Below are 22002 nucleotides of genomic sequence, written 5' to 3' on the forward strand. Positions count from 1 at the left end.
TGACAGAGAGCGCAAAAACGACAGACCTGTTTCACAGGCGACAAAACGGCCAGTTTGCGACAGTCAAAAGTCTGAAATCGACACGTTTCATGAAGCAAAAATGGCCAATAAATTAAGGGGTTCTAATGAATCTAGAGCTTTGCAAAAAACGCATAGGACAGTTGCAATTTCCGCACTTGCACAGCCGATTTGGCGGCACTAGATGCCGCTCAGATCGAACGATCAAAACGTAAACTTAAACCAGAAGGAAACAGGATATGGCTGCACTGGACACCACCCGCACCACCACCGGCTCATTCGGCCTCGTCGGCCGTATCGGCGCATATTTCGCATCGGTCGTGAACGCCGTTGTCGAATGGAATGACGCCCGCGTGACTCGTAACACGCTGAGCGGTCTGACAGACCGCGAGCTGGAAGATATCGGACTGTGCCGTGGCGATATTGACGTCGTGGCCGATGGTCGTAGTTAAGATTTAACACACCCACTCATATGCCCCTTCCCTCCCTCGGGGGCAAAGCAGAACGCCGCGCATGCAGAATGCGCGGCGTTTCTGATTCATTGGCCTGATGTCAGGGCAGCAGCCGTGCCAGCTGTTCCGAAAGCATCAGCGATACCGGGTCGATTTGCATCACCCAGGCACCGGCTTGTTCAACCGAGGTGCCCTCGTTCAATGCGTCAACCCTGTATTGATAGCCCGAAGGCCCAAGGCTGGTGAGCAAGAAGGTCTTGAATGCAAACAACCCAAGCAGACACATCAGTAGAACCTTAAGCGGTAAAGCTGACTTCACCCTCTGCGGTTTCATCACAACCAACCCGTCCTTGCGCATCGTCGCGCGATAGCCACGGCTTAGTTTTGCGTGCTTCTTACTCAGGCGATTCACGCGCTGATCAAATTCCAGTTGTTTTCCCGTCATGGCAGCCTCCAAACCGCCCCCCGATTCCAGGTTAAGACGGTAGAAACAGAATGCGACAAAATCGAGGCAAAACTCCAGAAAGCTCCAGCAAATGGTCCAAATTTAGCCCTGTTTGCTTAATATTAGCGTCGTCCACTCACCAATTTGGTCATTTTCCTCTAAATTGAACCCGTTTTGTAGATAAACGGAGACCACGTCATCGGCTTGTTCGTTAAGGATTCCGGACAGAATTGCGTACCCACCGACGCGCAGATTCGCTGCGATTTCGGGGGCCAGAGCAACCAGTGGCCCCTTAAGGATATTTGCGAAAATCAGATCGTAGGGTGCGAATGCGCCCAAATCGGGATGGTCAAAGCCCGCCGCTTCCACGCAACGGACCTTGCCTGCCATGCCATTGGCCTTCAGGTTGGCTTCGGCGACATCAACAGCCACTTCGTCGATATCACTGGCGATGATCTCACCTTCCCAGACCCGCGCGGCCGCCATGGCCAGCACGGCAGTGCCGCAGCCGATATCGGCCACTTTGGTCGCCGTGAACCCTTGGCTCAGAAGATGGTCCAGCGCCTTTAGGCATCCCAATGTGGTGCCGTGGTGGCCGGTGCCAAAGGCCATTGCAGCCTCGATCAGTAGCGGGATACGTCCCTCGGGCAGCTTGTCAGCGTCATGACTGCCATAGACAAAGAAGCGTCCAGCATCGACCGGTGCCAGTTCCCGGCGCACATGGGCCACCCAATCCGTATCGGGCAGTTCTGACACAACAAAAGGCTTGGCCTCAAACGCGGCGGCTAGAACGGCCAGAGCGGTTTCGTCCGGAGTTTCCGTGAAGTACCCACCAACTTCCCAGAGGCCCGAGCCATCCTCGACCTCGAATACTCCAACGCCGGTTGGTTCCGGATCCAGACGCTCCATCGCTTCGCCCAGCCCTTCGGCAGCTTTTTTACCGGTCAGTGTAGTCAGCGCAGTGAATGTGGGCATGGGGGCCTCCTGTATCGATTGACACAGCGCCTATGGCGATGGCCCGCCAAGGTCAAGTATTGGCGCTTATTCGGCAGGTGCAGGCGCGTATTTCGACAAGATCGTTTCATTTCCCGGTTCCGGGTGCCGCGGGATCAGCAAGGACAAACCCAACGAGATCATCGCCATCGCAGCGGCCAGTGCAAAGACTGCACCGGGCGAGATGACCCACAGCAGGCCCAGAAGCGCAGGAAGGAACACGGCGGCGATATGGTTGATCGTGAACGCAACGGCCGCAGTCGGTGCAATATCCGCAGGATCGGCGATTTTCTGAAAGTAGGTCTTCAGGGCAAGCGCCAAAGCGAACAGAACATGGTCGATCACATAAAGAGTTGCAGCCAGCACCACGCCCCACCCGAACCAGTAGATACCGCCATAGGCCGCAAAAACGATCGCCAAGCCGGTGTATTCAAAGATTAGCGTGCGGCGCTCACCGAACAACGATACAGCCTTACCCAACATCGGAGCCGCCGCCATGTTGATCATCAGATTGATCAGATAGAGGCTGGTCAGCTCGTGTACTTCAAACCCAAACTTCTCGACCATCATGAAGCCCGCGAAGACAACAAAAATCTGCCGCCGCGCGCCGGCCATGAACTGTAGTGCGTAATACAGCCAGTAGCGACGACGCAGGACCAGTTTTTTGGTCTGTGGAGTTGGCGAGTCAAATTGCGGAAAGGCGAAAAGACAGAACAGCGCCAGCAGGGCGGTCACACCACCAGCGGCCATGAATACAATGTTGTAGGACAGATCAAACCGGTCCCAGGTCAGAACGATCAGGCCATAGACTACTGCCGTCGCGGCTGACCCCATGGCAACAAGCCAGCCCAATACCTGTGGCGCGCGGTCCTTGGGCAGCCATTGCAACTGCAGCGACTGATTTACTGTCTCGTAATAGTGAAACCCGATCGAACTGAAGAGGGTGACAAACAGCAACCCACCAAGGCTGGGAAACCATGCTGTCAACGCAGTTGCCACGCCCAGCATCATCAGCGAGATCATCGCCAATACCTGCTCGCGCACGAAAATGATCACCGCGATCACGCCAACAGCAAGAAATCCAGGGATCTCCCGCACAGTGTGCAGTAACCCAATGTCGGCCCCGTCAAAATTCGCCACTTCGATGACGAAATTGTTCAACAGCGCGCTCCACGCGTTGAAGGCAATCGGCATCGTCAACGCCATGACGAACAAGAGCGTCACAGGGCGGCGCCAGAACGGAAGGCTCTGCGCCTCGGACAGGGGCATCGGTTTCAACATGGGACTCCTCTACGCCCATTTTCAGATTTTGGCGAGGGCGAAGCAGTGGGCGCACAATCGGTCTGCGCTGATGCAGAGGTCAGTAGAAACTCTGCGGGTCGATATCTACGGTCAAACGCAGGTCGCCCTTAAGGCGCAAGGGCGCGATCCAGCGGGCAATCGCGTCCTGAATCGGTGCGCCCTTGGGTGCCTTGACCAGCAATCGCACGCGGTGTCTGCCGCGAATCCGCGCAATAGGCGCCGGAGCCGGGCCAAAGACTTGTGCCCCGATATCGCGCAGCGGCGCATCGTTGCGGGCCATTGCATTTCCGATATCAAAAACTGGTCCAACCTCAGGTCCGGACAGGACGATCCCGGCCATACGGCCGTATGGCGGCACACCCGCCGCCTGCCGTCCGGCGGCCTCGGCCTTCCAAAATCCTTCTTCGTAACCTGAAAGAATAGCACGGATTACGGGATGCTCGGGCTGGAATGTCTGCAACAGGGCCTGCCCTGGCTTGTCCGCCCGGCCTGCCCGACCCGCGACTTGCCGCATCAACTGGAATGTCCGCTCAGCGGCGCGCAGGTCCGCCCCGTGCAGACTGAGGTCGGCATCGATTACCCCGACCAAAGTCAGATTGGGAAAGTTGTGCCCCTTGGCAACCAGCTGCGTACCGATGACGATATCGGCATCGCCCTCGGCAATCTCTTCGATCTTGGCTTTCAGGGCGCGGGCCGAGCCGAACAAATCGGAACTCAGCATCGCGATCTTGGCATCGGGAAACGTCGCCTCAGCCTCTTCGGCCAGCCGCTCGATCCCCGGGCCGACCGGGGCCAACTTACCCGCGACGCCGCATGACGGACATTCCTCGGGCATCGGCTTGGTCTCACCGCATTGGTGACACATCAGCCGTTTCAGAAACCGGTGCTCGACCATCCGCGCGTCGCAATGATCGCAGGCAATCTGTTCCCCGCAAGCGCGGCACAGGGTCACCGGCGCATACCCACGGCGGTTGATGAACAGCAGCGATTGCTCACCCTTCTCAATCCGCTGCATCACCGCCTGCCGTAAAGACGGAGAGATCCACGTCCCCGGTTGCATTTGTTCGGCCCGCATGTCGATGGGCTTCATCTCGGGCAACACCGCCGCCCCGAACCGCGAGGTCAGATCAACCCGGTCGTATTTTCCCGCCTCGGCGTTGGCCCAGCTTTCCAGCGAAGGCGTTGCGCTGGCCAGAATCACACGCCCGCCACAAATGGCAGACCGCAGCACCGCCATGTCCCGCGCGCTGTAATGCACGCCGTCCTCTTGTTTGTACGAGGTGTCGTGTTCCTCATCGACCACCACCAAGCCAAGGTTGCGAAACGGCAAGAACAAAGCTGACCGCGCACCAATCACCATTTGCGCATCCCCCTGCCCGACCATCCGCCAGACCCGGCGGCGTTCGGTCATGGTCGCGCCGGAATGCCATTCGGCTGGGCGTGCACCGAATCGCGCCTCAACTCGTGTCAGGAATTCCGCTGTCAGAGCGATCTCGGGCAGCAGAACCAAGGCTTGTCGGCCCATCCGCAGCGCCTCGGCAACAGCCTCCAAATACACTTCGGTCTTGCCCGAACCCGTCACGCCCTTAAGCAGCGTGGTTCCATATTCCCCGGACCGCTGGCCCTTCTGCAACTTCTCAACCGCCGCCGCCTGATCGTCGGTCAAAGCTTTGCCCGGCAAATCCGGATCCAGATGCGGATAGGGCAAATCGCGCGGGCTATCTTCTTCCCGTACAGCGCCCTGCTTGACCAACCCTTTGACGACCGAAGACGTCACTCCGGCCTGTTCGGCGAGTTCTTTCAGGGTGAACGCCAGCCCGCCATAGTTGCGGAGTACCTCCAGCACACGGGTGCGTGCGTCGGTCATCCGGTCCGGCTCGCCATTACCCAGCCGATAAACCTTACGCATCGACGGCGGATCACCCAAACCCGGCGCTCGGGTTGCCAGCCGCAACATCGCGGACATCGGTGTCAGGGTGTAATCGGCAACCTTCCCCAGAAACAGCCGCATTTCTTCGCGCATTGGCGCGACCTCAAGCACCCGGATCACGGATCGCGCCTTGTTCAGGTCGAACCCGCCCTGTCCCGGCCCCCAGACGACACCCAGAACTTTACGAGGCCCCAGCGGGACCTCTACGAACGCCCCCAGAAAACAGCCCCCCTCGGGCGCCTTGTAATCCAGCGTCCGGTCCAGCGGCTGTGCGGTCAGAACCGCAACCAGCTCTCCGTGGTCGAAATACTCCTGAGTGCTCAACGCATATCCTTGGGCTCGGGGGTTCCAGCATGGGTCTCTTTGAGGTAAAGCCATCCGCGACCAAGGCCAACCCATCAAAGGACTGCCCGCATGAAATTCTTCGTAGACACAGCCGAAATCGACGCCATTGCCGAACTGAACGATCTGGGCATGGTGGACGGCGTGACCACCAACCCCTCGCTGATCCTGAAATCAGGTCGTGACATTCTGGAAGTGACCAAGGAAATCTGTGATCTGGTGGACGGACCGGTTTCAGCCGAAGTTGTCGCAACCGAAGCTGACGACATGATCGCCGAGGGCCGCAAGCTGGCCAAGATCGCTCCGAATATCGCCGTGAAAGTTCCGCTGACATGGGCCGGTCTGAAAACCTGCAAGACGCTCAGCGACGAAGGCCAGATGGTCAACGTCACACTCTGCTTCTCGACCAACCAGGCGCTTTTGGCCGCAAAGGCGGGCGCAACCTTCATCTCGCCCTTCATCGGTCGCCTGGATGACATCAACCTTGATGGCATGGATCTGATCGCCGACATCCGTCAGGTCTATGACAATTACGGTTTTGAAACCGAGATTCTGGCCGCTTCAATCCGCACCGTGAACCACGTGACCGACAGCGCCCGTATCGGTGCTGACGTGATCACCGCACCGCCTGCCGTGATCAAGAAACTGGCCGATCACCCATTGACGGACAAAGGTCTGGAAACCTTCCTGGCCGACTGGGCCAAGACAGGTCAGAAAATCCTCTGACCCTTTGCGCGACCGCGCGGCGCCGTCAGGTGCCGCGCCCGGCCCAACTGCCAAGCCTTGATCTTTGATCAAGGTTTCGCAGGCGGGAGCCGTAGGTCACAGTGGGAATGAAATGCACCGCCAATGCATTTTTTCCAAGGAAACCGCCATAACTCATGTTATAAGCCCCTCAACAAAAAAAGACCGAGCGGGACATGAGCAGTAACACCAAACTCCAGGACAACTTGCGCGCCGCGATTCTGGCCAAACCAGACGCCGTGCTGGACGACAAGGACCTGATGCAGGCACTTGTAACGGCCAACGAACAGGCGCGCGGTGACAACGTCATCGACCTGCGCGGCATCGCCATGCAACGGCTCGAGGAACGGCTGGACAGGCTGGAAGACACCCACCGGTCCGTTATCGCCGCAGCGTATGAAAACCTTGCAGGCACAAATCAGGTGCATCGTGCCGTCATCCGCATGCTGGAACCGGCCGAGTTCGAAGATTTCCTGCGCACGCTTGGCTCGGATGTGGTCGAAATCCTGCGCGTTGATCGCATCAAGCTGATTCTGGAATCCACTGCAACGCAGGAAGACCCCGCCATCGACACTCTGGGCGGAGTTCTATCCGTGGTCGAACCCGGCTTCGTGGACAATTACCTGACCTTCGACCGCGGCGGCCCCGCCCGCGACGTGGTTCTGCGCGAGATCCTCCACCCGACGCACAGGATTTTTGGACCCAACGCAGATCACCTGCGGTCCGAAGCTTGCCTGCGGTTGGATCTGGGTGAGGGCCGGTTGCCGGGCATGATCGTGATGAGCGCAAGGGACCGCAACCACTTCTCGCCGCAGCTGGGCACTGATCTTCTGTCGTTCTTCGCTGGCGTCTTCGAACGTTCGATGCGCCACTGGTTGTCGTGAGCCTGATCTCACCCGCCTGCCGCGACGCGTTACAGTACTGGCTGGACAGCCTGAGCGCGCTGGCGGGGCGATCGGAAAACACCCAGGCCGCCTATCGTAGCGATGTTACCGACTTCCTGTCTTTCATGACACTACACCACAGTGAACAGCAGGGATTGGCAGCGCTGGCCCGGATCAACGTGTCCGACATGCGCGCCTGGATGGCCGATCAGCGCAGCGCAGGTGTTGGCGCGCGATCCCTGGCGCGCAAGCTGTCGGCGGTCAAAAGCTTTTATCGATGGCTGGCTGAACGCGAAGGGTTCGAACCCACTGCCGTCCTGTCCACACGCGCGCCAAAGTTTACCCAAAAACTTCCCCGCCCGCTGGCCGAAGACGCGGCCCGCGCGATGATCGACACGGTCGAACTTCAGTCGTCAAACGACTGGATCTCGGCGCGCGATGTTGCTGTCGTTACATTGCTCTATGGCTGCGGTTTGCGCATATCTGAGGCGCTGTTCCTTACAGGAAGCGACGCGCCTTTGCCGGGTAGCTTGCGTATCGTCGGAAAGGGCGGAAAAGAACGCATCGTTCCGGTGATTCCGGCCGCCCGCACCGCCGTTGACCGTTACCTGCAGCTTTGTCCGCATCCACAATCCCAGGAAAAGGCTTTGTTCCGCGGGGTGCGTGGTGGTGCGCTCAATTCGCGCGCAATTCAGGGCGTGATGGCCAAGGCGCGCATGCAGCTTGGCCTGCCAGCAACCGCCACACCGCACGCTTTAAGGCACAGTTTTGCCACCCATCTGTTGTCCGCTGGGGGTGATCTGCGCGCCATTCAGGAATTGTTGGGCCATGCCTCGCTTTCCACCACGCAGGCCTATACGGCCGTAGATACGGCCCGACTGATGGAAGTCTACAACCGCGCGCACCCCAAGGCCTGATCCCGGGGCCTTACGACGACGTTTGGGTTATTACTTGTGCCCGGCTTTTAGTTTGCATCTGCAGCGCACATCGTCCAAGAGACACAAATGACAATAAAACTCAAAGCCCTTTCCGTACATCTGTTCACCGCGACCGGTGCCGTCTTTGCAATGTTGGCCATGCTGGCCGCGGTCGAAGAAAAGTGGAGCCTTATGTATCTGTGGCTTGTGATCTCGTTCATCGTGGACGGAATCGACGGCCCGCTTGCGCGCCACTACCATGTCAAAAAGAACGCACCGGAATTTGACGGTGTTCTTCTGGACCTGATCATCGACTATCTGACCTACGTGTTCATTCCGGCCTTTGCGCTGTTCAAATCGGGGCTGATGGACGGTTGGACAGGCTGGTTTGCGATCATCGTGATCACCTTTGCCAGCGCCATGTATTTCGCGGACACGCGGATGAAGACCAAGGACAACTCGTTCTCTGGGTTTCCGGGGTGCTGGAACATGTTCGTCATCGTGATCTTCGCGCTGGAGCCCAATTTCTGGGTGATCCTGCTGCTGGTTTCACTGTTGTCGCTGGCGATGTTCCTACCGTTGAAGTTCATTCACCCGGTGCGGACGGAACGCTGGCGTAATGTATCACTGCCGATCGCGTTCGCCTGGACATTTTTCGCCGGTTGGGCAGCTTGGGTCGACTTCCACCCCGAAAGCTGGGCGCATTGGGGGTTGGTAATTACAAGCCTCTACCTGGTTTCAGCTGGCATTGCGCAGCAACTTGTCCCGCTGCGCAACAACTGAACGTTATAGGATTTCCTCAACCTCGAACTCGGTGCCGTTATGGGTGAACACGTCACCCTCTTGCAGACCGGTCATTGTCAGGTAGATCGGGCTTTGGGTTGAGATGCCCATATAGGTCTTACCGTCGACCTCAAAGCGGGTCGTTGAGACACAGACCACGAAACGGCGGTTGTTGAACTTGACAACAGCGCCCGGCTGAACCCGGTCCGTCAGGCTGAAATCCGTGTTCTCGATCACATCAATCTTGGCGTGATGCGCATGAACGGGTGCATCGAACGCCGCCGCCAGATCTGCATTCTCGCGTGAGGCGGCGATGTCATCCTTGTCATGCCCTTCGCGGTCGTCCAGCTGCGAGTCCTTGAGAAATGCGTCGTAATGCGCCTGCGCAGTTGCCAGTTCCTGCTCTTCCAGCGACATCAGGCGGTCTATGATGGCCTTTTTGCGAGCGGCCGGGTCTGTATGGGCGGTCATGCAATACGGTCCTTCAAATTCAGTAACTGATATAGGTTGGGCCGCGAACTCTGGGATTGCAACTGGTTTTCGCGCCTCAGATCAGCAGGCCCGCCGCGCGTTCATGGCGCAGAAGGGCCACTTTGGTCTCAACCCCACCATCGCCCGAGAAACCGCCAAGACCCTTGGCAGACAGTACCCGGTGGCAAGGTATGATCACCGGAATGGGGTTCGCGCCGCAGGCCTGACCCACCGGTTGCGGTGGCTGCCCGAGTTCCTTCGCGATGTCCCCGTACGTTCGGGTCTCGCCCAGCGGAATGGCATACATCAGATCGCAGACCTTACGCTGAAAGTCTGAACCGGCAACACGATACGGCAGATCGAACCGTTCGAGACGCCCCTCGTTGTACGCGGTCAACTGCGCGGCGGCTTCCTGCAACAGGGGTGTGTCCGGCCCGTCGTCCTGCCCATCCCACACAAGGCGTGTGATGGCGCCATCTGTTTCTTCAATGCCAAGGCGGCCAAACTGCGTATCAACGGAAATCATCGGCATAAACACAGCGTTTCAGATCGCCGGGTCCAGCGCAAGCCGGGAAAGAAAAACCCCCGGCGAGTCACGCCGGGGGTTCGATTGTTTAGCCCAGAGCTTCGTCGCAGCGCCCACACACACCCGCGTGGGAATGCCGACCGACGTCCGGCAGGATTTTCCAGCATCGTTGGCATTTCTCGCCATCTGCTTTTTCGAAGACGACGCCTACCCCTTCGATTTCAGGTACGCGGAATGCCTCGGCTGGGGCCGGATCGCCCGAAACAGTCAGGCCAGACGTGATGCACATGTCGTCCACGTCAAAGGTTGCCAGCAGGTCGCGGGTGTCACTGTCTTCGACATGCACGATCGGCGCGGCCTCAAGGCTGGAACCGATGACCTTGTCCTGACGCTGGATTTCCAACGCAGCGGTCACGGCACGACGCACGCGACGGATTTTGGACATACCGGCCTCTAGTTCAGCGTTGCGCCAATCGGCGGGTGTATCCGGGAAATCCACCAGATGGACCGAGCTGTCATCGCCTGGGAAACGCTCCAACCAGACCTCTTCCATGGTGAAGACCAAAACAGGAGCCAGCCATGTGGTCAGTCGGTGGAACAGGATATCCAGCACGGTGCGCGCAGAACGGCGGCGCAGGGTGTCGCCGTCACAGTATAGCGCATCCTTACGGACGTCGAAATAGAACGATGACAGGTCGACGGTGGCAAAGGTGAATACGGCACTGAACACGCCCTGGAAGTCGAAAGACGCGTAGCCTTTGCGCACCTGCTCATCCAGATCGGCCAGACGGCTGAGAACCCAGCGTTCCAGACGCGGCATATCTTCAGGCGCGACGCGATCCGCTTCGGTGAAGTCGGCCAGCGAGCCCAGCATGAACCGCATGGTGTTGCGCAGGCGGCGATAGCTGTCGGCGGTGCCTTTCAGAATCTCTGGCCCGATCCGCTGGTCGGCGGTGTAATCGGTCTGAGCCACCCACAGGCGCAGGATATCGGCACCGTATTGCTTGATGACTTCTTCCGGCACGATGGTATTGCCCAGAGATTTGGACATCTTGTTGCCCTTGGCATCCAGCGTGAAGCCATGGGTTACAACGTTGCGATACGGCGCACGCCCCTTGGTGCCGCAAGCCTGCAGCATCGACGAATGGAACCATCCGCGGTGCTGGTCGGTGCCCTCCATGTAAACGTCCGCGATGCCGTCCTCGGTTCCGTCTTCACGGTCACGCAGGACAAAGGCATGTGTCGAACCAGAGTCGAACCACACGTCCAGAACGTCAAATACCTGATCGTAGTCATCCGGGTTGGCGATGCCATCTAGCACCTGTTCTTTGAACCCGTCGGTGTACCAGATATCCGCACCGTCTTTCTCGAACGCCGCCTTGATGCGGGCGTTGAGCTCTTCGTTGCGCAGCAGGTAATCCGCGTCGGTGGGCAAGGCCCCCTTCTTGGTGAAGCAGGTTAGCGGAACGCCCCAGGCGCGCTGGCGGGACAGAACCCAATCCGGGCGCGCTTCGATCATCGAATACAGGCGGTTGCGGCCGGTCTGCGGCGTCCACTTCACCAGCTCGTCGATTGAGCGCAGCGCGCGTTCGCGGATGGTATCGCCCATCTCACCCATGCCATCGTCCAGCTTGCGGTCAACGGATGCAAACCATTGCGGCGTGTTGCGATAGATGATCGGAGCCTTTGAGCGCCACGAGTGCGGATAGCTGTGCTTGATCTTGCCACGGGCCAGCAGCCCTCCAACCTCGACCAGCTTGTCGATGACCGCCTTGTTCGCGTCACCCTCGCCACCCTTGCGGGACAGGATGTACTTGCCACCGAAGAACGGCAGATCAGCGCGGAACGAGCCATCGTCCATCACGTTATAGGTGATGACCTGCTCGAGCATGCCCAGATCGCGATAGAGCTCGAATTCTTCCATACCATGCGACGGCGCACAGTGAACGAAGCCGGTACCTTCGGTATCGGTCACGAACTCAGCCGCACGGAAGTCACGGATTTCGTCCCATTCGCCATTGCCGCCTTCGGCACCAGCCAGCGGGTGGGTCAGTTGGACACCTTCCAGTTCATCGGCTGTCACATCGCGAACGCGGGTCCACTGGTCGTCGTTCAGGCGGGCGCGGCCTAGCACGTCGGCGGCCAGATTGTCCGCCAGCAGGAACTTGTCTCCGACACCGGCCCAGCATTCCTCAGGTGCGCCGGTGACTTCGTACAGGCCGTAGGAGATATCCTTGCCGTACACTACCGCTTTGTTCGACGGCATGGTCCACGGAGTCGTCGTCCAGATCACGACAAAAGCGTCATCAAGATCGCCCGCATTCACGACCTTGAACTTCACCCAGATGGTGAAGCTTTCCTTGTCGTGATATTCAACCTCGGCCTCGGCCAGCGCAGTTTTCTCGATGGGCGACCACATCACAGGTTTTGAGCCCTGATACAAAGTGCCGTTCATCAGGAACTTCATGAACTCGTCGGCGATCACGGCCTCGGCGTGATAGTCCATCGTGATGTAGGGATCGGGCCAGTTGCCGGTGATACCAAGGCGCTTGAATTCTTCGCGCTGGACGTCGATCCAGCCTTCGGCGAACTTGCGACATTCCTGACGGAAATCGACGATGTTAACTTCGTCCTTGTTCTTGCCCTTCTTGCGATATTGTTCTTCGATCTTCCATTCGATCGGCAGGCCGTGGCAGTCCCATCCCGGCACATAACGCGCGTCATGACCCATCATCTGATGGCTGCGTACAATCATGTCCTTGATGGTCTTGTTCAGCGCGTGGCCGATATGCAGGTGACCGTTGGCGTAGGGGGGGCCGTCATGCAGGGTAAAGGGCGTGCGGCCTTCTTTTTCGCGCAGGCGATCATACACGCCGATCTCTTCCCAACGATCCAGCCATGCGGGTTCGCGCTTGGGCAGACCAGCGCGCATGGGGAAATCGGTTTTTGGCAGGTTCAGCGTGTCTTTGTAGTCAGGTGTTTGGGTCGTGTCGGCGCACATTTGGGGCGTCCTCAGGATGATCTTGTCGTGTGTGGATCGAAGCGGTCAGTGCGAATTCTCAAGCACCTTTGCCCGGCGTCTCGCGAAATCAGAGCGCCGGGGATATAATTCGAATAATGATGGCCATCCGGTCATACATGCCGGGCTTATAGGACGCCCGCGCCTAATGGTCCAGAGGTTCCGCCCCATGCGGCGAATGGCGCAGCATGGCCCACCGGTTCAGCCACGCCAAACCGGCCAGCGCGAGGCCCAGCGCCAGCAGTGAGAACACCCGGATAAGGCCACCCAAACCAGCGATATCGACCAGGAACACCTTGGCCACGGCAAGCCCAATGACGGCCAACCCGGCTTTGCGCATCATGTCCGACCGACGGGCGAGTGACTGATAAAACAGCCCCGCACCGATCAGCAGTAGGGCCATGGTGTAAGAATAAAGTTCAGGTTGGGTCACGCCGTTGCCTTCATACATACCGCTGGCCCCCTGCCAGACATGGCGAATGGCCAGGCCCAGCCAGATCGCACCTAATGCCGCCGCCAGACCGAAGCACCCCTGCTTCCATCGCGGATGCAGTGCTGGAAGCCAAGCAGCCGACAGGGCCAAAACAATGGCGGGCAACAGGTAAGCCACGGCGAGAGTATTCAATATTGGCACCCCAAGAACCGGATCAGCTTGGGCATTCAGCAATGGGTTCGCCTCAGTCAGCGCCTGCGCCAAGCGAACAACACCATGTGCCGCAAAGAACAACGCCAGCCCGTAGCGCGCATAATTCAGTTTTCCGCCCAGTTCGAACCGCCGCACCTGCGCGCAGGCCAGCAGCAGCCAGATCAAGGACAAAAGCCCCAGCCCCCAGTGGCTGTCATGGGCACCGCCGTTGCCAAACCCTTCGAGCCAGCGCAGCAACAGCAAGGACAGCAAGATACCAGCGGTCGCCCAGGCGGCGCTTTCCAGAAGCAGCGCGATGACCGGACGGTTCAATGGGCGCAGGATGGCCCAGGCCGCCAGAAATCCAACAGCAGCTGTGGCATAGACAAGCGCCATTTCTGCGACCGGTGCCGAGTTTGCCCAATCCAGACCGGGATTCAGTACAAGCCGGAGCGTGACAGTGAAGACGCCAGCCCAGATGAACCAACCCATAGGTGGAAGATCAAAGCGCCGATCCAGCACCGCCGCGGCCACGATCACGGCCACAAAAGCAATTGTCAGGGCAGCCGAACTTAGGACAATCACGCAGGCAAAGGTCAGGCAAGACAAAGCCGACAAGGTCACCAAAGCCGCCCGCAGCCGGTTTTCGCCGTCGACGCGCGCGAAACGCCCGGCCAGAACAACCATCATCAGCGCCAATGCAACCGCATGCAGCGCCCACGGATAGGCTCCGATAACTTCATCGGGATGCCATCCAAGCTCCAGCGCGATTGCCAACAACGGTGCAAATACTGCGGCACCACCCGCCCATACAGCCCGGTACTCGGTTGCGCGAAACGATCGCCAAGCTGAAAGGCCTGAGATCAATGCACCCAGTGCCACCAACAGGGTAACCGCCCACGGGAAATCCGCCTCGGCGGTTTCGGCATAGGTTTCAGCGAAGCGGCGCGCGACAGAGCCGTTGTCCCACCCTTGGATCAGTACGAACCAAGTTAGACCAGCGGCTGGCAGTATGGTCAGGTCTTGCAGGGCCCGCGCCTGGCTTGCCCAGGTCAGCAAACCCAGCGTCAGGCCTGCCAACAGCATGATTCCCAGCCAAAATTCGGCCGCTGAGTCTGGCCAGTGTATCGCCAGGATTACTGCGCTGACGCTCACCGCGCCAAAGGCAAGGCGTGTCGGAAACTCTGGCCACTGGAGGCCTTTTTGGATCGTAACGATTTCGCTGATCATGCGCCCCTCGTGTTCCGGCCAGATCCGCCGCACGGGGATCGAGATCGCGATGATCGCCAATGCAGTTACGCCGACAAGATACCCCGACTCGGTCGCGGGTGCCGAAAGCACCAGCAGCAGGCACGCGGAATAAGCCCCGACTAGCGTCAGAACGGATATCCACGCCCAGCGCCGCACGGTGTCGATACCCAACCCAAGGACGGCGATCACAAAGAAATAGCCGTACAACCAGCCGGGATCGGTCGAGGTCCCGCCCACCACGAAGGGTGACGCAAACGCACCAATCAAACCGACGGCCGCCAGCAAGGGGCCGTGGAACCAGCCCAAAACAAGCCCCACAAGCGCAACAGCAATCATGGCAATCAAGGCCGCTTCGGGACCAAGCAGATCGTACAACTGCCTTGCAGCCAGCAAGCCACCGAACAGCGTCACCAGCCCGGCCCCAGAAAAGACCGATGGCAGGTAAGCTGTGGCTGAAGACTCGTCATCGCCATACTTCCGGCGGATCACCTCACCCGCGCCGATCAGCGTCGCGCCGAACATCAGGGCCGCAATGACGCGCATCGTTGGCGACAACAACCCGCTTTCGACCCCGTATTGGACCAGAAAAACACCAGCCAGCGCCAAAGACAGGGCGGATACCGCATAGAACCAGTTCTCGCGCAGCCAAGCGCTCAGTGCGGCGATTCGATCGTCCTTCATCGTTTCGGGAAGGGGTATCTTTTGTGGCTCAGGTGCTGAGGTGCCTTCTTTCGTTTCGACCTCGGGTGGTTCTGTTTTGATTGCCGGCCACGGAGAGCTCTTTTTATCCCTCGCTTGCATCGATTCAGGTACTATTTCTGGCGCTGGCAGGTCGCCACCAAGTGTGCGGATCTGCTGTTCAAGCTGCTCCACCCGGCGGCGCAGTCGAACCTGGGATACCAACAGAACAAGGATGGCCACCGGGACGGCCAGAACGATCAATCCAACGAGTACGAGCAGCGATTCCAACAGAGGCCTCCGGGCAAATGTGCCGTCAACCTAGCCGGGTGTCGATTTGCGCAACAGTCCGAAAAACCGTGTTTTTGCGGGCTACGCAGTTCAGAACGCCTTATCCCCAGCCAAGGGACAGTCCGGCAACCATCAACCAGATGATGACCAACACAGCGGCAATCGAACCAAATGAGAAACAGGCGTCGACAGTATGTAGCGATCGCAGGATCAGATCCGGGTCCATCAACGACTTTGAAATACTGACAATCTACACCGCGCGCCCAGCGGTACTTCTTATCACTAGGGATGGAACAACGAGCCAACAAAATACGCCATCAGTGCGGCCGCGCCGCCGATCGCAAAAGTCTCTAGACCTGACCGCCACCACGGAGCCAGTGACCATCTGCTTTTTAAAGCTCCGATGACAAAAAAGACCGCCATGGTCATGATAATCGAGAGATGAAAGGCCCGATCGAACGACAGCAGAAACGGCAGCAGCGGGACCATGCCGGCCACAAGAAACGCCAAAAACGTTGCCATCGCGGCTTTGAACGGGTTCGGATCGACGCTGCCCAATCCGTATTCACCCTCGATCATCAGATTTATCCAATTGTCGCGGTTGGCTGTGATGGCATCCGTCGCCTCATCCAAAACGCGCCCCGACAAACCCTTTTGCGACAAGATCGCATGTACTTCATCTCGCTCGCCTTCCGGGTACAGCCTGATGTGACGTTCTTCGATGGACCGGATGCGGAGGATATTGTCCAGCTCGGCCTTGGTGCCCGAGTAATTACCCGCCGCCATGGAAAACCCGTCCGCCAGTACATTGGCCAGTCCCAGCGCAACGATAATAAAGGGTGACAGGCCCGCCCCAGCTACACCCGCCACAATGGCAAAGGTAGTCACGGACCCATCGATCCCACCATAGACCACATCCCGCAAAACACCGCGACCTGGTGGCGCGTTGATGCGTTCTGCAATCTCTTGTTGGCTGTGTCCGTGATCGGTCATGGCTGGCTCTGACACTGTTATGCACGACAGCCAACCACTGTACCTTGCGTCAGGTCAAGTTTTGGAAAACAGGCCAGCCAGAGCACGTTTGATGATGCTGCGGGTTGATGGCTTGTGCCGATCCGAGAAGGGCAGCGGACGGCAGACCTCCATCGCGGCGACCCCGACCCGCGCACTTAGCGCGCCGTTGACAAGCCCCTCGCCAAACCGGCGCGACAGTTTGCTAAGGATAGATCCCCCAAGCACAGGTTCCAGCAGGTCGTCCCCGACGGCCACGGCCCCGGTGGCCACAAGGTGCACGAACACGGCCCGCGTCAGTCGCCAACTGCCCAAAAATCCTGCGCGCCCGCCATAGATTTCAGCGATGCGCCGGATCATCCGCAACGAAGCGGCCAGCGCTGTTGCAACATCCGCAAGCGCCAAAGGCACCAACGCCGTCACCGTTGCAACCTGACGCGCGGCAGCCTCGACTTCGCGACTGGCAGCGACATCCAGCGGGGCCAGCAGCTCGTCCTCGGCCAGGGTCAGCAGACCAGACGCGTCAAATTGTTCATCGATCCGTTCGGACAGCCGATCGCGCCACCAACGGGTTTCTTCGCGCCCTTTGTAGAACGAGATCAATCGGTTCGTGACTGCGCGTGCCTGCGCCAGATCATCTTCGGCCAAGGCAGTATCTGCCGCACGCCGCATCCCGTCCACACGGGACAACCGCCCCATTGCGGCCAGCTCGCGCACAGCGATGATCAATGCGACCAGCACCAGCGCTGCAAACAAACCCGTAATCACCCATCCTATGATCGGCGCGCGGAGAATCAGGGAATTCACAAAGTCCCAAGCCGCCACTGAAACAACAGCCCCAAGCGCGGCAAGCGCCAAACCCCAGAACCACCGCGACAGGGCCGAAGGTTTGCGCGCCGCCAAACGCGCCGCACCTTGCATCGCCTGACCCTGAGGCTGTGCGATATCCGGGACCGGAGGTGCTTGCGACACATCAGCCGCGGGTTCATCGCCCTCCAGATCAATCAGAACCGGCCCCTTAGCCATTGGCTGCTCCTTCACTGTTCCAGACATACTTTATGTCGGGAAGGTTCTCGTCATTGTCAGCGCCGCTGCTGCGTGCAACCTCAGCAAAGCCGTTGCATTCATAGAACCGGCGCGCTGGATGGTTTGCCTGAAACGCAAACAATGACAATTCGGATCGGCGGGACTTGGCAAGCTCAAGAAATTGCCGACCGATTCCTTGCCCCCGTGCGCCAGGCGCCAGGTACAGTGAGTGGATTTCGGCACCGTTGAGCGCCAAAAACCCGATCACACCGTCACCGGTTTCGGCCACGGTCACCCAATCCAATTCAATCATACGGCCACAAAACGCGATGGTTTCCGCCTGCGAGTGCAGTTCCGGCATCCAATCGTTTTCACGGGCGAAGCCATGCAAAATCTCTCCGGTGGCACCGGCATCCGTGCTGCGGGCGGGTCGAAGAATGACATTCATAGCCGGTCTCCGACCAGGAACTGAGCTGCGCGGTCCAGCCGAATGTGTGGCGGGCCATCCCCGGGCCGCAGTGTCAGGTGTGCCGGCGCGAATGCCATGAACTCATAATCCTCACCCAGCCAGCCTTCGGACCCGTTGCGCGCCGGGCCAAGCAAATGCGTCGGGTCTTCCGGCAGATCACCGGGATAGAAAGCGGCCTGCTTGCCGCTGCCCAGCAAGGTTCCACGCACGCAGGGCAGCTCGGCTCCGTTATGGGTGCGGATTTCCTCGGTCGTTGCCCTTAACGAGGCCAGCGACAGCGCCGCCGTCTCGGCCCCGGCGAAGCTGGCGCGATCGCGCGCCTCGCGGGTCAGGGCCTCCATGATATTGGTCAGGCGGTGGTGTTGAAGATGGTGCAAATGGTCCGCCTTGGAGGCCGCAAACAGGATGCGCTCGACCCGTTTGCCGAGCAACAACTGGCTAAGCCACGCATTTCGTCCGGGCCGAAACGCCGACAGGATATCGGCCATCGCGCGACGCATATCCTCGACCGCCTGTGGCCCGTTATGGATCGCGCCCAGCGCGTCCACCAAAACCACCTGACGGTCGATCCGGGAAAAATGATCGCGGAAAAACGGTTTCACGACCTGAGATTTATAGGCCTCGTATCGCCGGGCCATCTCGCGGTGCAGACTGCGTCGCGAGCCGTGACCCTCGACTGGCAAGGGTGCAAATGTTAGCACCGGCGAGCCTGCCAGATCGCCCGGCAGCAAGAACCGCCCTGGCGTGCAGTCGTAAAACCCGGCGTCGCGGGCTGCGTTCAGATAAGAGGCGAATTCTTTGGCCAGTGATTGGGCCTTTGGTTCGTCGTGGCTGTCAGAAGGGTCAACCGCCTTTGCCTGCGCCAGAAAGGTCGTCGCCTCATTGCGATTGGCGATGCGCTCCAGTGTTTCCTGCGACCAGACCTCATAGGTTTTGTCCAGCAACGCAAGATCCAGCAGCCATTCGCCGGGGTAATCCACGATATCCAGATGGATAGTGCGTGGTCCCTGCAACCCTGACAAAAGCCCCGCGGGACGGGCTTTGAACGATAAACGCAGTTCTGACACTGCGCGCGTACTTTCGGGCCAGTGCGGCTGAAGCCCGGTCAGCGCCGCCAGGTGGTTTTCGTAGTCGAACCGGGGCACGGTGTCGTCTGGTTGCGGCTGCAGGTAAGCCGCGTTGATCCGCCCTTCTTGCTGCGCCACGAGGCCCGGCATCCGCCCCCGGTCCAGCAAGTTCGCGACCAGAGACGTGATGAATACTGTCTTTCCTGAACGCGCCAGCCCGGTGACACCCAGTCGGATCACCGGCTCAAACAATGCCTCAGACACGCGGTCACCCACGGATTCGACGCCGCGCGTCAGACTGTCTGCCAGAGATGAGATGACCAAACCGTCGCCCCGCTTTTTTCGTTTTTCCCAAGATAGGTAGCGGCTGTCGGACATACCAGCGCTTTCCCACTCTTGCCCGTTGCAGCACGGCGCGTTACCAGCAGCCCATGCCTAGATACGCGCTGAAAGTCGAATACCAGGGGGAACCGTTTGCCGGATGGCAGCGGCAAAAGGAATTGCCGTCTGTTCAAGGGGCAATCGAACAGGCCTTGTCATGTATTCAACCCGGCGATCACACAATTGCCGCGGCCGGGCGTACAGACGCGGGTGTGCACGCACTGGGACAGGTTGCGCATTGTGATCTGATCAAGGACTGGGATCCGTTCCGCCTGTCTGAGGCGCTGAACTATCACCTTAAACCGCAGCCTGTTGCCATCGTTAAAGCAGCACGGGTAGACGATGACTGGCATGCGCGGTTTTCAGCGCTCGAACGGCAATACCTGTTCCGCATCCTGATGCGCCGCGCACCTGCTACGCATGACGCTGGGCAGGTCTGGCGGATCAACCATCAACTGGACGTAGACGCGATGCAGGCGGGCGCGGACATGCTGATCGGGCGGCATGATTTTACCACGTTCCGGTCTTCGATTTGTCAGGCTGCAAGCCCGGTCAAAACCCTGGACGAACTGCGGGTCGAACAGGTTGAAGGTTTTTCCGGGCCAGAAATCCATTTCCACGTTCGCGCCCGGTCTTTCCTGCACAATCAAGTGCGCAGCTTTGTTGGAACGCTTGAACGTGTTGGTGCCGGAACATGGTCGCCCGAAGATGTACGGGATGCGTTGGAGGCCACCGACCGCGCCGCTTGCGGGCCGGTATGTCCGCCGCAAGGGCTGTATCTGGCGCGGGTCAGGTACCCGGAGTCCGTGTTCTGTTAAATCGCGCGCAACAGCAGACCGCTTGCAATCACGGCGATCAGCAGCCCTGCCACCAGTTCAATCGTCGGAGCCAGAACCGAGGCAAATCGCGTCGCCGAGGCTGAGGCCAGCAGCCCTCCGCGCAAACCAAATGAGGTCCAACCGACAAGTGTTGTGACAGTCGCTGTCCCCAACGCCATGGCGAAAGCGCCGGCAATGCCAACCATTGCGATGCCCATCTGCCAGGTCAGGATCAGCACAAACAGCGCTCCGGTACAGGGACGTGCGGCAATCCCAGCGATCAGTAGCGCGGCTTCGCGCAGGCTGCCAACTTGGGCCACTTCGTCGGCGGTGGGACCGTGGCGATGCCCGCAATCTGCGCAGACGCCATGGTCATGGTCGTGATGTTTGTGGTCCTCGTCGTGCGGGTGGTGATGGTCGTGCTTGTGCTCATGATGATGGGCTTTTTCGCTGCGATGACGTCGCGCGAAACTGCGAATGGATCGAAAGATCAGCCACAATCCAATCGCCGCGATAGCACCATAGCTGATCGGAGCCATGACCCGTTCGGTGGTATCGACAAGGCTTGCCCGGGACATCTGGAACACCAGTACCCCGGCATAGACAAGAACAACCGCAGTGACTGCCTGCCCCAGGCTGGACAACAAGCTGATTGCAGACAAACGCAGGAACGCCACGTTGCGTCCCAGCCCATAGCCACCAATCAAAACTTTGCCGTGGCCGGGGCCGATGGCGTGAAAAAAGCCGTAGGCAAAACAGACCGTCAGCAGCGTCGCTACAGCCTCGGGCTGTTCCGCGCGGGCTGCGCGTAGGGAACGCGCGATCTGATTTTGGAACTCGCGCTGCTCACCCGCAGCCCATGCGGCCAAGTGGTCAAAGCCACCACTGCCCCAGAACCACAGCAGCAAACCAATGGAGATGGCGACAGGAATAATCAGGTACTTGGACATGAAAGGCGGATCTCGGACGCAAAGTTTTCCCCAACCAGCGGGATATCGTTTTCTTCAAGGTCATAGTCGGCATCCAGGGTCTGCAGGAACGCCTGCATCTGCGCCAGTTGCCCGTCAATATCCGCGTCAATCCGGCTGATCTGACAAGCGGCGGGCCCGGACACCGTCACCGGGCGGGTCACTTCATAAGCCGTGTAATAGGATTCATCATATGCTTTGGCGACGACGGCGGTTGCCGGCACTCCGCCGCCTTCCACCGCGCGCAGGTGGGTTGTCACGATACGACCATCCTCGGTGGTCGCTTTGGCCTCCATCGGCCCTGACAAATCAACCGGCGCGCCATCGGCGAACACCACGATATCGCCATTATATCCTTCGACCCACTGGGCATCAAAGCCGGACAGAAACTTTTCTTCGCTCTCGGTCAGAATGCCATCAGAATCCTGATCCAGTTTCATGTCTTCCAACTGAAACAAAGAGAAAAGCTCATCATACGCCCAGGTTACCCTGACATGGGTCAACTGGCCGCTGTCGTCCACAATGAATTCCAGCCCGGTGTCGATAAAGACATGCGGGTGGGCCAATGCCGGAACCGGCAGGCAACAGGAG

At 59.2% G+C, this 22002-nt stretch carries 20 protein-coding genes; 6 read left to right on the forward strand and 14 right to left on the reverse strand.

Going from position 1 to position 22002, the window contains the following annotated elements:
• Positions 1-257 precede the first annotated feature (257 nt).
• The gene (locus AC2FLJ_RS16500) at positions 258-470 is read left to right on the forward strand and encodes a DUF1127 domain-containing protein (RefSeq protein ID WP_282152580.1); all 213 of its coding nucleotides are present in this window, start codon (positions 258-260) and stop codon (positions 468-470) included.
• Positions 471-570: 100 nt separating this feature from the next.
• Here the strand turns inward: AC2FLJ_RS16500 and AC2FLJ_RS16505 are convergent, their stop codons facing one another.
• The 4 genes from AC2FLJ_RS16505 to AC2FLJ_RS16520 form a co-directional block, all read right to left on the reverse strand.
• Positions 571-915 carry a hypothetical protein gene (locus AC2FLJ_RS16505; protein ID WP_109312601.1) on the reverse strand — a complete coding sequence of 115 codons (345 nt, stop codon included), beginning with the start codon at positions 913-915 and terminating at the stop codon, positions 571-573.
• Between the two features lie 102 nt (positions 916-1017).
• A complete protein-coding gene (locus AC2FLJ_RS16510; protein WP_282120671.1) occupies positions 1018-1890 on the reverse strand; it encodes a 50S ribosomal protein L11 methyltransferase in 873 nt (290 codons plus the stop codon).
• A gap of 66 nt (positions 1891-1956) precedes the next feature.
• Positions 1957-3189 (reverse strand): MFS transporter, encoded by a 1233-nt coding sequence (locus tag AC2FLJ_RS16515; protein ID WP_496706787.1) that lies wholly within the window; start codon positions 3187-3189, stop codon positions 1957-1959.
• Between the two features lie 79 nt (positions 3190-3268).
• Positions 3269-5464, reverse strand: a complete 2196-nt coding sequence (locus tag AC2FLJ_RS16520; RefSeq protein WP_496706789.1) for a primosomal protein N' — start codon at positions 5462-5464, stop codon at positions 3269-3271.
• A 90-nt stretch (positions 5465-5554) separates the two neighbouring features.
• On the opposite strand from AC2FLJ_RS16520, the gene fsa reads away from it, so the two are divergent.
• The 4 genes from fsa (at position 5555) to AC2FLJ_RS16540 (ending at position 8810) form a co-directional block, all read left to right on the forward strand.
• Positions 5555-6208: a fructose-6-phosphate aldolase gene (gene fsa / locus AC2FLJ_RS16525; RefSeq protein ID WP_050603155.1), complete on the forward strand. Its 654-nt coding sequence runs from the start codon at positions 5555-5557 to the stop codon at positions 6206-6208.
• 194 nt (positions 6209-6402) lie between these two features.
• Positions 6403-7110: a DUF484 family protein gene (locus tag AC2FLJ_RS16530; protein WP_058273210.1), complete on the forward strand. Its 708-nt coding sequence runs from the start codon at positions 6403-6405 to the stop codon at positions 7108-7110.
• On the forward strand, positions 7107-8027 hold the full coding sequence (locus tag AC2FLJ_RS16535) for a tyrosine recombinase XerC (protein WP_496699678.1): 921 nt from the start codon (positions 7107-7109) through the stop codon (positions 8025-8027). The genes AC2FLJ_RS16530 and AC2FLJ_RS16535 overlap by 4 nt, the downstream gene beginning before the upstream one ends.
• 87 nt (positions 8028-8114) lie before the next feature.
• Complete coding sequence (locus tag AC2FLJ_RS16540; protein ID WP_058273208.1) at positions 8115-8810, forward strand: CDP-alcohol phosphatidyltransferase family protein; 696 nt, start codon at positions 8115-8117, stop codon at positions 8808-8810.
• Between the two features lie 3 nt (positions 8811-8813).
• Here AC2FLJ_RS16540 and AC2FLJ_RS16545 read toward each other — a convergent pair whose 3' ends face one another.
• The 8 genes from AC2FLJ_RS16545 to AC2FLJ_RS16580 all read right to left on the reverse strand — a co-directional run bounded on the left by AC2FLJ_RS16545 (position 8814) and on the right by AC2FLJ_RS16580 (position 19568).
• Complete coding sequence (locus AC2FLJ_RS16545; RefSeq protein ID WP_058273207.1) at positions 8814-9281, reverse strand: hypothetical protein; 468 nt, start codon at positions 9279-9281, stop codon at positions 8814-8816.
• A gap of 76 nt (positions 9282-9357) precedes the next feature.
• Positions 9358-9813: a methylated-DNA--[protein]-cysteine S-methyltransferase gene (locus AC2FLJ_RS16550; RefSeq protein WP_496699679.1), complete on the reverse strand. Its 456-nt coding sequence runs from the start codon at positions 9811-9813 to the stop codon at positions 9358-9360.
• 82 nt (positions 9814-9895) lie between these two features.
• Positions 9896-12808 carry an isoleucine--tRNA ligase gene (ileS, locus tag AC2FLJ_RS16555; RefSeq protein ID WP_496706792.1) on the reverse strand — a complete coding sequence of 971 codons (2913 nt, stop codon included), beginning with the start codon at positions 12806-12808 and terminating at the stop codon, positions 9896-9898.
• A 163-nt stretch (positions 12809-12971) separates the two neighbouring features.
• Positions 12972-15671, reverse strand: coding sequence for a DUF2339 domain-containing protein (locus AC2FLJ_RS16560; RefSeq protein WP_496706794.1), 2700 nt, complete (start codon positions 15669-15671; stop codon positions 12972-12974).
• Between the two features lie 282 nt (positions 15672-15953).
• Entirely contained in the window at positions 15954-16664 is a 711-nt protein-coding gene (locus tag AC2FLJ_RS16565; RefSeq protein WP_472724252.1) for a VIT1/CCC1 transporter family protein, read from the reverse strand.
• Between the two features lie 54 nt (positions 16665-16718).
• Complete coding sequence (locus tag AC2FLJ_RS16570; RefSeq protein WP_496706797.1) at positions 16719-17708, reverse strand: YcjF family protein; 990 nt, start codon at positions 17706-17708, stop codon at positions 16719-16721.
• The gene (locus tag AC2FLJ_RS16575; RefSeq protein WP_496699684.1) at positions 17701-18156 is read right to left on the reverse strand and encodes a GNAT family N-acetyltransferase; all 456 of its coding nucleotides are present in this window, start codon (positions 18154-18156) and stop codon (positions 17701-17703) included. Before AC2FLJ_RS16575 ends, AC2FLJ_RS16570 begins: the two co-directional genes overlap by 8 nt.
• Positions 18153-19568: a YcjX family GTP-binding protein gene (locus AC2FLJ_RS16580; RefSeq protein WP_496706882.1), complete on the reverse strand. Its 1416-nt coding sequence runs from the start codon at positions 19566-19568 to the stop codon at positions 18153-18155. The genes AC2FLJ_RS16575 and AC2FLJ_RS16580 overlap by 4 nt, the downstream gene beginning before the upstream one ends.
• A 107-nt stretch (positions 19569-19675) precedes the next feature.
• Here AC2FLJ_RS16580 and truA point away from each other — a divergent pair, with 107 nt between their 5' ends.
• The gene (gene truA, locus AC2FLJ_RS16585; protein ID WP_496706799.1) at positions 19676-20443 is read left to right on the forward strand and encodes a tRNA pseudouridine(38-40) synthase TruA; all 768 of its coding nucleotides are present in this window, start codon (positions 19676-19678) and stop codon (positions 20441-20443) included.
• Here the strand turns inward: truA and AC2FLJ_RS16590 are convergent.
• Both AC2FLJ_RS16590 and AC2FLJ_RS16595 read right to left on the reverse strand, forming a co-directional pair.
• Positions 20440-21393, reverse strand: a complete 954-nt coding sequence (locus tag AC2FLJ_RS16590; protein ID WP_496706801.1) for a nickel/cobalt transporter — start codon at positions 21391-21393, stop codon at positions 20440-20442. The two genes, truA and AC2FLJ_RS16590, sit on opposite strands and share 4 nt — an antisense overlap.
• Entirely contained in the window at positions 21378-21977 is a 600-nt protein-coding gene (locus AC2FLJ_RS16595) for a DUF1007 family protein (protein WP_496706803.1), read from the reverse strand. Before AC2FLJ_RS16595 ends, AC2FLJ_RS16590 begins: the two co-directional genes overlap by 16 nt.
• Between the last annotated feature and the right edge of the window lie 25 nt (positions 21978-22002).

The sequence above is a fragment of the Ruegeria sp. CDSA034 genome (assembly GCF_059612275.1).

Coding starts and splice junctions, on each gene's coding strand:
- ileS (WP_496706792.1), bottom strand. CDS start 12,808: ATGTGCGCCGACACGACCCAAACACCTGACTACAAAGACACGCTGAAC.
- AC2FLJ_RS16500 (WP_282152580.1), top strand. CDS start 258: ATGGCTGCACTGGACACCACCCGCACCACCACCGGCTCATTCGGCCTC.
- AC2FLJ_RS16505 (WP_109312601.1), bottom strand. CDS start 915: ATGACGGGAAAACAACTGGAATTTGATCAGCGCGTGAATCGCCTGAGT.
- AC2FLJ_RS16510 (WP_282120671.1), bottom strand. CDS start 1,890: ATGCCCACATTCACTGCGCTGACTACACTGACCGGTAAAAAAGCTGCC.
- AC2FLJ_RS16515 (WP_496706787.1), bottom strand. CDS start 3,189: ATGTTGAAACCGATGCCCCTGTCCGAGGCGCAGAGCCTTCCGTTCTGG.
- AC2FLJ_RS16530 (WP_058273210.1), top strand. CDS start 6,403: ATGAGCAGTAACACCAAACTCCAGGACAACTTGCGCGCCGCGATTCTG.
- AC2FLJ_RS16545 (WP_058273207.1), bottom strand. CDS start 9,281: ATGACCGCCCATACAGACCCGGCCGCTCGCAAAAAGGCCATCATAGAC.
- truA (WP_496706799.1), top strand. CDS start 19,676: ATGCCTAGATACGCGCTGAAAGTCGAATACCAGGGGGAACCGTTTGCC.
- AC2FLJ_RS16540 (WP_058273208.1), top strand. CDS start 8,115: ATGACAATAAAACTCAAAGCCCTTTCCGTACATCTGTTCACCGCGACC.
- AC2FLJ_RS16565 (WP_472724252.1), bottom strand. CDS start 16,664: ATGACCGATCACGGACACAGCCAACAAGAGATTGCAGAACGCATCAAC.
- AC2FLJ_RS16570 (WP_496706797.1), bottom strand. CDS start 17,708: ATGGCTAAGGGGCCGGTTCTGATTGATCTGGAGGGCGATGAACCCGCG.
- AC2FLJ_RS16550 (WP_496699679.1), bottom strand. CDS start 9,813: ATGCCGATGATTTCCGTTGATACGCAGTTTGGCCGCCTTGGCATTGAA.
- AC2FLJ_RS16590 (WP_496706801.1), bottom strand. CDS start 21,393: ATGTCCAAGTACCTGATTATTCCTGTCGCCATCTCCATTGGTTTGCTG.
- fsa (WP_050603155.1), top strand. CDS start 5,555: ATGAAATTCTTCGTAGACACAGCCGAAATCGACGCCATTGCCGAACTG.
- AC2FLJ_RS16575 (WP_496699684.1), bottom strand. CDS start 18,156: ATGAATGTCATTCTTCGACCCGCCCGCAGCACGGATGCCGGTGCCACC.